This window comes from Bellilinea sp., assembly GCF_034432615.1.
Classification (GTDB): Bacteria; Chloroflexota; Anaerolineae; order Anaerolineales; family Anaerolineaceae; genus Bellilinea.
In genome coordinates, this window is sequence record NZ_DAOUBL010000386.1 from 1 (window position 1) to 10,176 (window position 10,176).

Annotated in this window: 9 protein-coding genes; 6 read left to right on the forward strand and 3 right to left on the reverse strand. The window is 54.6% G+C overall.

Annotation, left to right across the window (positions count from 1 at the left end; genetic code table 11):
* Positions 1-1,446, forward strand: a 1,446-nt coding sequence (locus tag VAE48_RS16905; protein WP_322794509.1) for a molybdopterin dinucleotide binding domain-containing protein, incomplete at its 5' end; no start/stop codon positions are given.
* A 67-nt stretch (positions 1,447-1,513) separates the two neighbouring features.
* A complete protein-coding gene (locus tag VAE48_RS16910; protein ID WP_322794510.1) occupies positions 1,514-2,149 on the forward strand; it encodes an FmdE family protein in 636 nt (211 codons plus the stop codon).
* Between the two features lie 125 nt (positions 2,150-2,274).
* On the opposite strand, the gene VAE48_RS16915 is transcribed toward VAE48_RS16910, so the two are convergent.
* Together VAE48_RS16915 and VAE48_RS16920 are read right to left on the reverse strand one after the other, a co-directional pair.
* Positions 2,275-2,706 carry an SRPBCC family protein gene (locus VAE48_RS16915; protein WP_322794511.1) on the reverse strand — a complete coding sequence of 144 codons (432 nt, stop codon included), beginning with the start codon at positions 2,704-2,706 and terminating at the stop codon, positions 2,275-2,277.
* 107 nt (positions 2,707-2,813) lie between these two features.
* On the reverse strand, positions 2,814-3,134 hold the full coding sequence (locus VAE48_RS16920; RefSeq protein WP_322794512.1) for an antibiotic biosynthesis monooxygenase: 321 nt from the start codon (positions 3,132-3,134) through the stop codon (positions 2,814-2,816).
* Positions 3,135-3,375: 241 nt separating this feature from the next.
* On the opposite strand from VAE48_RS16920, the gene VAE48_RS16925 reads away from it, so the two are divergent.
* Positions 3,376-3,630 (forward strand): hypothetical protein, encoded by a 255-nt coding sequence (locus VAE48_RS16925; RefSeq protein WP_322794513.1) that lies wholly within the window; start codon positions 3,376-3,378, stop codon positions 3,628-3,630.
* Positions 3,631-3,736: 106 nt separating this feature from the next.
* On the opposite strand, the gene VAE48_RS16930 is transcribed toward VAE48_RS16925, so the two are convergent.
* Positions 3,737-7,237, reverse strand: a complete 3,501-nt coding sequence (locus VAE48_RS16930) for an AAA family ATPase (protein WP_322794514.1) — start codon at positions 7,235-7,237, stop codon at positions 3,737-3,739.
* A gap of 370 nt (positions 7,238-7,607) precedes the next feature.
* On the opposite strand from VAE48_RS16930, the gene VAE48_RS16935 reads away from it, so the two are divergent.
* From VAE48_RS16935 to VAE48_RS16945, 3 genes are all read left to right on the forward strand, one after another.
* Positions 7,608-8,975: a sodium-dependent transporter gene (locus VAE48_RS16935; protein WP_416181070.1), complete on the forward strand. Its 1,368-nt coding sequence runs from the start codon at positions 7,608-7,610 to the stop codon at positions 8,973-8,975.
* Between the two features lie 290 nt (positions 8,976-9,265).
* Positions 9,266-9,754: a pyridoxamine 5'-phosphate oxidase family protein gene (locus tag VAE48_RS16940; protein WP_416181069.1), complete on the forward strand. Its 489-nt coding sequence runs from the start codon at positions 9,266-9,268 to the stop codon at positions 9,752-9,754.
* 68 nt (positions 9,755-9,822) lie between these two features.
* Positions 9,823-10,176: NAD-dependent epimerase/dehydratase family protein (locus VAE48_RS16945; RefSeq protein WP_322794517.1), on the forward strand; the 354-nt coding region annotated here is incomplete at its 3' end.

The following is a 10,176-nucleotide window of genomic DNA, read 5'->3' on the forward strand; positions in this document are numbered from 1 at the left end:
ATGGCGCCGTTTGGGCTGTCCATCATCCGCCATGATGCCAAGTATCAGGAATCCACCCTGTACACCAGCCTGCCCAAAGAGAAACGCTACCCGGCCAAACGCAACTGGTATCCGCTGGCAAGCGATGTTTATCAGGAGGTGATTCCCTCGATTGGCGATGCCTATCCCTACCCGGTTAAGGCGTTGTTCTTGTACATGGGATCGCCGGTTTACTCATTGCCGGCTGGGCATAAATTGATTGAAGTGCTCTCAGACCCCAAGAAACTGCCGCTGTTCATCGCCTTCGACATTACCATCGGTGAAACTTCCATGTACGCCGATTACATCTTCCCGGATACGGGTTATCTGGAACGCTGGGAGTTCAACGGTTCGCATCCCTCGGTGCCTTTCAAGGTGCAGGGTATCCGCCAGCCGGTTATTGCACCGCTGGTCGAGGAGGTGGAAGTATACGGTCAAAAGATGCCGCTCAACATGGAGGCGGTATTGCTGGGGATTGCCGAGCGGTTGAACCTGCCCAATTTTGGCGAAAATGGACTGGGTGAGGGTATTCCGCTGACCCATCAGGATGACTTCTACCTGCGCATGGTCGCCAACCTGGCCTTTGGCGAAAAGGAGGACGGTTCGAATGCCGTGCCGGATGCGGATGACGAGGAACTGCGCCTGTTCGAGGCGGCACGCCGGCATCTGCCTTCTTCGGTGTTCGATGTGCAGCGCTGGCGGCGGATTGTGGGCGAAGACTTGTGGCGCAAGGCGGTGTATGTGCTCAACCGCGGCGGGCGCTATCAGAACTTTAGCGCCGGTTACAAAGGCGAACTGGTTGCCAACAAATATGGTCAAATGGTTAACATTTATCAGGAAAAGACCTACGGCATCAAAAGTGCCATGACCGGCAAGCATCTTTACGGCTATGCCAAGTATCTTCCCTCCTCGCTGGATGTGACCGAAAAGCCGGTGGAAGATGGGGAGGAATACAATTTGCGCCTGATCACTCACCGTGAAATCATGCAGACCAAAAGCCGTACCTCTGGCAATTACTGGCTGAACGCGCTGCTGCCCGAAAACACCGTTATCATGAACGCCGAGGACGTCAAGCAGCTGGGTTTCAAAGACGGTGAGCGGGTACGCATCGTTTCCAAATCCAACCCGGAGGGGGTTTGGGACCTCTTCAACGGCAACAAAGTGCCGATGGTCGGAAAAATCAAAGCGGTGCAGGGTATGCGCCCCGGCGTAATCTCCTTTGCGCTGGGTTTTGGCCACTTTGCTTACGGCGGTGTGGATTTTGAGATTGACGGTGTGCGCATTGAGGGTGACCCGCGCCGCACGCGCGGTTTTCACGCCAACGCTGCCATGCGGGTTGACCCCTATTTGGGCAACACCTCGCTGCTGGATCCGGTGGGCGGCAGTGCAGTGTTTTACGATACCATGGTCAAGCTGGAACGTGCCTGATTGAGAACCTTTTAGCCTGCGGGGGGAGGCGTATTCCCCCCGCAGGAGAAACCGGATGAGGATGACGATGAGCAAATTACCGGAACTGCTGGAAAAGTGCGCTGCGCTGCATCATCATTTATGCCCGCGGCAGGTGCTGGGGGTGCGCATGGGGCTGTATGCCGGCTGGCTGCTGGGGCTGGAATTGCCGCAGAGCGATAAGCGCCTGTATACGATTGTCGAAACCGATGGCTGCGGTGCAGATGGTATTTCGGTGGCGACCAACTGCTGGGTGGGGCGGCGTACGCTGCGAGTGGAGGATTTTGGCAAAGTGGCGGCAACCTTCGTGGATACGCTCAGCGGGCGGGCAGTGCGGCTGGCGCCGCGCCCCACAGCGCGGGAAGTTTCGCGGCGGTATGCACCGCAGGCAGCCAGCCGCTGGCAGGCCAACCTGGTTGGTTACCAGCTCATGCCGGATGAAGAACTGTTTTCGTTCCAGTGGGTGCGCCTGCTGCGCCCGATTGAAGCCATCATCAGTCAGCCGGGCAAGCGGGCGGTGTGTGACCGCTGCGGTGAGGAGATTATGAACGAACGCGAGGTGTTTGCCGGAGAACTGACGCTCTGCCGCGCCTGCGCCGGCGAGGCGTATTACGAGGTAGAAGGGATGGCGGTGCAAGCGGCACAGCTGGCATGGTGTGATCACCCCGCCGCCGACGGCTGGTAAAGCGGCTGGCAGCCACACAGTGAAACAAACCATCACCGGCGGTTGTGGCAGGTGATGGTTTGCAGGTTGTGCCAGCTTCCGGCTGCGGCGAGGGGAGAAAGGATCTGCCAACAGGCGGAAATGTTTTATCCTTCCATCCAGGCTTTCAAGTTAGCCAAAACGGTTGAGGCTTCGTGTTCATTCATCTTATGGATGATTGGCTCGGCCAATTTGCTCGTTATCGTGCCGGGGATGATGTACTCGACATTCAGGGTGACTTGTGTACCGCCCTCTTTCGGCTGAAAACTCCAGAGGAAGGTGCTGTTAATACTGCTTTCGTTCTTGTCGAAGATGCGTTCGTTCCTGACAAATTCGATCCATTCGGCCTTCCCATCGATATGGATGCCCGCCATCTTATAGGTCCAGTCATAGCAATACCCACCATTGGGCAGTAACTGCACGTTCCTGACCTCCTGCAGGCTGGGCCAGATGCGCGGCAGGTTTTCGGGTTTTGCCATGAATTCGAAAACCTTTTCAACGGGGGCATGGATTAAGATGGATTTTTCAATCTTAGCCATGGCTCATTTTCCTTATCTCAAGACTGATTTTGCTCAAATATGATTCGCAACAGGCAAGAAGACCCGCATAACGATTGGGTTACCGGTCTGCCTCAGGATGCCGGGGTCTATCCACGGGGTCGGATGGGGGCTGGTACATTCGGTGATGTGTTCCAAAGATCAGCTGACACGTTAAGACCGAGGGTATGCAGCTCGGTCCACACTTTTTGGGCGTCTTCGTTCATAAACCAGGTGGCCCAGCTTGCCACATCGGCAAATTCGTAGGTGGCAATAATCTGAGGTGCGCCGACAGCGCCGCGATATGCTCGAAATTCAACCACACCTGGAATTGCCAGCGTGCGGGGAATGGAGCTGTCGAGCCACTTCAGATAGGCTTCCGTCTTATCCGGGTGGATATCCCACTTCACTACATAGAGCACCATTGTCATTCACCTCCTTTCTGTGTGTATTCCAGTTAAGCAAGGGATGTTTGGCAGCATCAACGACTGGCAGGCACTGCCTATCAACCAGTCATTTCCTCTGCTGCCGGTCTTGCCTTTGGCATCATCCCTGCGGTAACTGACGGTCAACCTGTGATTGTCCCTTTCATTATGTTGTGCGGAAACCATCACCCCGTCTGCCCTTGAGGTTGGCCTGTGGACGGTGGAATGTCCGATCAGGCGGGGGTGGATGGAATTTGGCTGTACCTTGAGTTCCGGCATCGGGTTTCGATTCCTTTCATTTGCCGGCCTGATCGAATGGCGGGGATTGCGCAGGAGTGATGAAACCCTCGATGAAGGTGAGGAGTTGGTGCAATTTTTTGAAGGTCATCCCTTCGCCGCTTTGCACATGGTCAACGCGCCCCCGCCAACCCCGCGTCCGATCCGAGCCTGCCCCCTGTGGCTCCCACCAGAAACGAACGATAAATGTGTGTTGGGAGGATGATGGTGGATGATCAGGCATTTGACCTCTGCACAAAAAAACTGCTCTTTCAAAGAGCAGTCTAGCAGAGAGGTGTCAAAAAAATATCAAATAGGTTCTTGTCTTTCCATCAAATATTGCGCTTTGCAAATTCCCGGTAATGCTGCCGCGGTCTCGGATTGAGGATGCGATTTGCTTTGGCTTCAAGGATGCCTTCAAAAAACCTTTCTGCTTCGTTGGCTGCTTCAATGTGACCTAAAGCCTGAAGGACGCGGGCGTGAGCGCGGTAAACCTGTTCGCTGCCAACCCAGCTTTCATCGCATTGAGGTGCAAGGTCAACGGCGCGGCGGGTGTGTACCAGTGCAGTTTCGGGGTCACCCTGTGACAGGCGGGTCAGTCCGGTCTCCAGCTCGCCCCACATCTGGATGGCCGGCCAGCCGATTTCTTCAGCAATCCGCGTTGCCTCTGAAGCGTGTGCAAGAGAAAGTGCAAGATTTCCGCAGCGGCGTTCGGCGCGGGCAAGCGCTGCCAGTCCGGCTGCCAGGTTTCCACGGCAATCGCTTTCGCGTGCAATGGCGACTGCTTCGCCCAAAAAAGTATGTGCGGCGGGGTATTGACCTGCGTCACACGCGATCAATCCCAACCCAATCAGTGCTTCCACCGCCCGCCGAAGGTGCTGGATCGGACGGGCGCGTCCAACTGCCTGTTCAAACCAGTCTTGCGCTTTAGCGCCATAACCCAAATGATAAAAGGCAAAACCGATTCCCACCTCAGCTGCCACGCGCGCATGTTCGGTACGCAAACCCTCCTGGTTGGCTAATGCCTGCAAAAAGGTTTCTTCTGCCGCCGGGTAGTTGCCCTGACAAAGATACCATGAACCTAACTGGATGCGGCCGTACACCTCTGCAGAGCGGGCGCCGATATGTTGGGCTAACTGCAAATACCGGTTTAAGTATTCTGCGGCCTCAACCATTCGCCCCATCTTCTGGAAGGTGGCTGCCATATCCAGACCTGCCCAGATCATGCCATTGTAATCTCCAATTGTCTGATGCATGGCAAGAGACTCCTGCTGGCAGGCAAGCGCACAGCCAAAATTTCCCAGGTGGAAATGCACATAACCCAGAATGTGGAGGATGTGTCGGCGTGTTTCACTGTCCGTTTCTGGAGTCATTCTCAAAGCCGTATCCAACGAACAGAGAGCCGACTTTGGCTTTCCCAAGAAGTAATGGGCAAAGCCAATCTGGCTGAGCAGGTAACTGTGGGCTGCATTATCCTGAAGTTGTTCAGCAAGGATTAATCCTTCCCGGGCTATGCCAATGGCCTGTTCATACCGGGCGTCCAGATTCAGGTAACGGGCGCGCTGGATTCTGGTTTGGAGGCGGAGGTATTCGTCGCAATGGTTGTCGGCCAGTGCGTTCAATGCCTCCAGATCGGCATCGCGCTCCTTCAAGCGCGCCTGGAGAGAGTGTAGTTCGGCCCTGCGTATGAGAATTTGGCCGCGGCGGTGCAGGTATTCTGAATCACCCTGCTGTGGATCGAGTTGTTCTATCAGCCACAGCATTCGTCCCAGATGCTCCTCTGCCTCCTGCCAGGCAAAATCTGTTGCGGTCACCTGCGCCGCCAGATCATGGTATTGCAGCGCTTTTTCAAATTCGCCGCTGGTGTCAAAGTGGTATGCCAGCGTGCTGGCTGCCGAGGAATGATCTTTAATCAGACCTTCCATCGCTTCACCGATCAAACGATGCAGCCGGCGTCGCCTGCGATGGTGAATACCCATGTACGTTGCCTGATGAACCAGCTGATGGACAAACTCATAATCACTGCCGGCCATGCCGCTCGCTTCACACAAAAATCCCTGCCGCAGCAATTCATCTACGGCTTCCAGCGCAGTATTTTCATCCACACCGCACGCCCGGCGAACAAGTTCGAGGTCAAAGGCGCGACCAGCTACTGCTGCCCAGGTAATCCATTCACGGGCTGTAGGCGAAAGCTGCTCCAGTCGCGATTGGATCAGATCGCGGACTGTGTCGGGTACAGGCAAACGACCTTCTGGTAGCGGTGCTCCGGCAAGGGCTCGGAGTGTTTCAATGGTGTAGAACGCATTCCCCTGGGTGTGGTCGTATAAACGATTTCCATATCCCGCTTCAGCATTCATTGTGCGCTGCACCAGCTCAGCAATTTCTTCCCGCGTAAGCCGTTCCAGTGCAAGATTTTGCGCCAGACCATCGCGTGTCAGTTGAGCGGTTATACTGCTGAGCGCAGGGTTTTGAAAGACATCCTCAGGGCGAAAGGTGGCGAGATAAAGCACAGGTACATCCCCTGTCCGCCGCACCAGGTAATGAATTGCTGCCAGGGTCGTAAATGTTGCCCAGTGTAAATCCTCCAGCACTACCAACAGGGGAGATTGGGATGCAAATTGACGGATGAGTGTAACCATTGCAGTAAACAGAATGGATTGCTGATCTGCCTGCAGCGGCCCGGTTGAAGATGTGGGTTGAACCTTTGGGGGATTCCATTCCGGCACAAGGCGGGCCAGTTCATTTCGAGCCCAGGCTGGCAACCCCAGCAATATTTCGTTTTCCTGCCTGACCAGGTCGCGCAGCATTTCGCCAAGCAGCTGGTTGGGAAGGATGTGTTCTGATTGGAAGCAATGTCCACGCGCCACCATGCCGCCGTGCCAACGCACCAAAGCGGCGAATTCTTCGGTCAGGCGTGTCTTTCCCACGCCGGCTTCACCGCTGATGAAAATCATGTGTCCCCGTCCTTGTGCGGCTTGCTCCCAAAGCGCCTGAAGCACAGCCATCTCCTGCCTGCGTCCGACAAAGGGCGGTCGTTCAAGCTGATTCCAAGGCGGGGGTTTCTTCTCCGGCAGCGGTTCAATCAGTAATGGAATGGTGAATTCTGCGCCAAGCAGGTCTTCAGCCTCTCGGAGTACTTCGGGGGAAGGAAGTGCGTGCAGTTCCTGTTGCCGCGTTTCGCAGCAGACCTGCCATTGATGCCGCGCCCCGGCCCGATCGCCCAAGGCGAGCATGGCGCGAATCCGCGCGAGGTGCATGTTTTGCATCAGGGAATCGTGGGCCAGATACTTTTGGGTGTAAACCAGGACTTCCCCCCAATTACTTCGTGCTTCATGCCAATCTACAAGGCGCTTCAAGGCATCGAGGTAGAGGGATTCGAAGTAGTAGCGTTCTTCAATGCACCAATCGTCATAAAATCCTTCAAGAAGGTCACCGCGGTACAGGTCAACTGCAGCTGCCAGGTCGGCGGGGTTGGCCGGAATCCTCTTCACGCGTTTCTCAAATTCGGTTATATCGAGCCAGAAAGCGCTGTGGGGATTGAATTGGACACGGGTTGAATCGCTAAGCAGATACTCTTTACCCAGCAATCTGCGGATGCGCCACAGCGCAGTGGTCAAAGAGTGGTGCGCATGGGCATCGTCCCGATCGCCCCAAAAGAGCGCGGCGAGTTCGTCTCTCAGGTGAGACCGATTGCAATGAATGATGAGATAAGCCAGGAGAGATTGGGTTTTTTGGGTGGCAAGTGGTGGCAGGGTCTGGTTTTCCCGCAAAACCTCCGGGCGTCCAAAAAGGAAGATCGCCAAACCGGGGCGGGTGGACATTTCCGCTCGCATGCGGATTTCCTCAGATTCATTGTACCAATAATTCATGGCCATTGGAAGAAGAGAGAAAGGATGCCTGGACGAATTAATCGAATTGAGAGTGTGCCTGTAAATGATGCGATGAATACTGTGGTTGACGGTTCGCCGTTTCGTTTGACAGAAACCTCAAAACCTGATATATTCGCGCGCATGTTCAAAAAGCGGTGCTTTTGTGATATTCCTCACATACCCATCCATTTCATCTCCCGTTTTTGTGCGGGTTGAGCGACTCTGGCTGGTCACTTAAAGACGGCTGCAAACTCCCCGCGCATAAAGCGGGGAAATTTTTTTGAGACGAACATTATCCTTTTGAACAGGAGTTTTTATTATCACCATGGCAGCATTGGAAAAAGAAACTTCCCTGAAACGTGGCGGCTTTGCCACCGCACTCGGCGCCCTGATTGCCACGCTCGGTTCGGCAATTGGTTTGGGCAATATCTGGCGTTTCCCCTACCTGACGGGTGAAAATGGCGGGGCCGCTTTCCTCATCCTGTATTTGATTTCCACCTTTCTGGTGGGTTTGCCGGTGATGATTGCTGAGATCATGCTGGGGCGGGCAGCCCGTGCCAACGTCATCACCACCTTGCGCCGTCTCTCTCCTTCTCCCCGCCAGCCGTGGTGGCTGATCGGTGCGGCGGGCGGTCTTTCCGCGTTTCTGATCATGGCCTTCTATACCGAGGTGGCCGGCTGGGTCTTTGCCTATGTTTTTCGCTCATTGACCAGCAACATCCTCTCCACCAATCCCGAGGTAACCACCCAAATGTTTCTGGCGCTGGTCTCCGACCCGTTCCAATCGCTCCTCTGGCAGTGGATTGTTTTGGTGCTGGTGGGACTGATCATTACCTTTGGTGTTGCCAGAGGAATTGAAGCCACCACCAAACGGCTCATCCCCTTGCTATTTCTGCTTCTGCTGGTGGTTGATGTGCGCGCCCTCACCCTTCCGGGGGCTGTTGAGGGACTGACCTTTCTCTTCAAACCCGACTTCAGCAAAATCACCGCAACGGCTGCCCTGATTGCGCTGGGACTGGCGTTTTTCAAACTATCCATCGGCATGGGCGCAATGATTACCTACGGAAGTTACTGGAAGGATGATCAGAATATTCCCTCCACCGCTTTGCGGGTTGCGCTTTCCGATCTGGCGGTTTCGCTGCTGGCCGGTATTGCCATTTTTCCTGTGGTGTTCACCTACGGTTTTGAACCCACCGCCGGAGCCAAGCTGCTCTTCATCACCTTGCCGGCGGTGTTTGCCCAAATGCCGTTGGGAAATTTTTTTATCTTCATCTTCTTCCTGCTGACCAGTTTTGCAGCCATTGGGGCCATGGTTTCGCTGGTCGAAGTGGTCGTGGCATTCCTGAGCGAACAATTCGAGCTGCCCCGCAAATCGGCCACCTGGCTGGCCATTGGTGCGCTGGCACTGGTCGGTTCGACTGCTGCGCTCTCCAACAGTACTCTGGCGAACTTCACGCTGTTCGGTAAAACACTGTTTGACCTGTACGATTTCGTCACCTCAAACGTGCTGCTGCCGCTGGGCGGTTTTTTCATCACTCTGTTTGTAGGCTGGTCGCTGAAACCGGAGTTTGTCAAGGAGCAGCTCACCAATCGCGGCCAATTGAACAATGACAGGGTCGTGCGCCTGTTCCTGATTCTGGTGCGCTACGTTTCTCCCCTGCTGGTGTTGATTGTGCTGCTCGACAGTCTTAACGTCTTCTAATTGCCGGCTGGAAAGAACGAATGAGGCGTGCTGCGGCAATTCTTCACCTTATCCCAGCGCCGATGAACCCATTCCAACCATCCTCGCTTTGCGGCAGGGTTGGAATTTTATACTGCCCATCTCCCAATGCCAATTGGCGAAAGGTTTATTGCCTGAGGCAGTAAATTGATTGGGACGGGGCGGCATCACGGTGATAACCGGCCATTTAAGGTTTGGAAAACAACGCTGGGGGAACGTATAATCATGATGATCAGGATTAAGCCGGAAGTAGAGTAGAAAGGGAATGACAAATGTTTAGAGCCATGAGAAGGAGCAACCAAGCGTTGACGCCGCAGGAAATGGTTGCGGTGCTGGAAAGAAGGACGAACGGCGAGCTGGCATGCCTGGGAGATGAGGGATACCCTTATGCGGTACCGCTCAGTTTTGTTTTTTGCAACGGAAAAATCTACTTTCATTCCGCCAAAGTTGGGCACAAAGTGGAGGCCATCACAAAATACCCGAAGGTATCTTTTGCGGTAATTGACGAAGACCAGGTGTTGAGCGAAAAATTTACGACCTGTTTTCGCAGTGTGATTGTATTTGGGAGAGCCGGAATTGTTGAAGGGTCTGAGCGCCGGAAAGCCTTTGAGGCATTGGTTGAGAAGTATGCCGCAGACCAGCCAAAGCAAACCAAACAAAACGAAATAAACCAGTGTACGCAAGCGATCATAATTGGCATTGAGATCGAACACATGACCGGCAAGCAGGCGGTTGAATATGTTCACGACGGAACAGAATAAGCAGGGTGTTTGCTGATTGTAAAAGAATATTAAAGCAAAGAAGAAATTTCACAACGGAGGCAGAAACAATGCGCGTTTTGGTCACGGGCAGCCGGGGCAAAGTTGGGCGCTGGGTGGTTCAGCGGCTGCATGAAGCCGGTCATGCCCTTTGTATGCTGGATAAATCCACGGATGATGTGCCCGGTTACGGCGAGCAGGTCGTTGGCGACGTGCGGGATGGGGTGCTGGTGCGCCGTTTGATGCAGGGCGTGGATGCGGTGGTGCATCTGGCTGCCATCCCCAATGATATTCCCGGCAGAGAGGAAGAATTGCTGGACATCAACCTGCGCGGTACATGGACGATTTTGCTGGCAGCCGCCGAAAGCGGGGTGAGGCGGGTGGTGTACTTTTCCAGCATCAACGCTTTGGGACAGGGCGAACCC